Here is an 864-nt window from a genome sequence, read left to right on the forward strand (position 1 = left end):
CGTTTGGAAATGGCCATGGGATTATATTGTCAACATCCAGTATTGGAATGTTGCCGGAACACTTTTGGGTGTTTTTTTATCAGGACTCTGCCTGGTGAAAGGGATTTCATCCAGAATTGTTTTCTTTACAGGATTTCTTTTGCTGGCCATAGATTGTGCCTGGTTTACCTATACATTCTATCCGGATACTACCCTTTCTACAATATGTCCGCCTCTATTTTTACAGGGTGTAGCACAGGGATTACTGTTTACTCCTTTGGTTTTCTTTCTTATTTCAGCAACACCTGAAGAGTATGTTTCCAATGCTACTGCGCTTGGAACCACTACCCGTTTCTGGACCACCGCTATCGGATATGCTTTAATGCAGAACCTGATTCTATTTTTAACCTTAAAACATGCTGATACTTTAAGCTTTACCCTTACAGATACCAATCCGGTTTTCTACAATCAATGGAATCAAATTTTCGGGGCCAATATCTCCAGACTCCCTGTTAACGAATCATTATCTGTGACTGCCGGCGCTTTTAAAGCCAAAATAACAGCCCAATCTATTCTTCTTGCCAACATGGAAATCTTTACAGGATTATTCTGGCTGGCTTTAGCTACCGCTCTTCTTTTACTGCTTTATCGCCCTATGAAAATAGCAGTGAGGAATATTATGTAGAGAAAAAGAAAGCTGGAGTATGGAAGTTTCTGAAACTCTAAAAGAAGAACTTAGGTATATTTTAATAACTATTCTATAAAAATTCTCTTAAAAATAAAGTTCCATTTCCCAACCGTCTGAAATGACCTCCATCTTCCAGCCTTACTCACTTTGGCCGGTTTATTGTTGCTTGTTTTTCACTATACAACCATAAAAAAGCT

1 protein-coding gene is annotated in these 864 nt (G+C 38.5%); it reads left to right on the forward strand.

Features of this window, described 5'->3' with window-relative positions; translation table 11 throughout:
* Window positions 1-664: MFS transporter (locus tag BBH99_RS22440; RefSeq protein ID WP_228390804.1), on the forward strand; the 664-nt coding region annotated here is incomplete at its 5' end.
* Between the last annotated feature and the right edge of the window lie 200 nt (window positions 665-864).

Origin of the sequence: Chryseobacterium contaminans (genome assembly GCF_001684955.1) — a bacterium.
Taxonomy (GTDB): domain Bacteria; phylum Bacteroidota; class Bacteroidia; order Flavobacteriales; family Weeksellaceae; genus Chryseobacterium; species Chryseobacterium contaminans.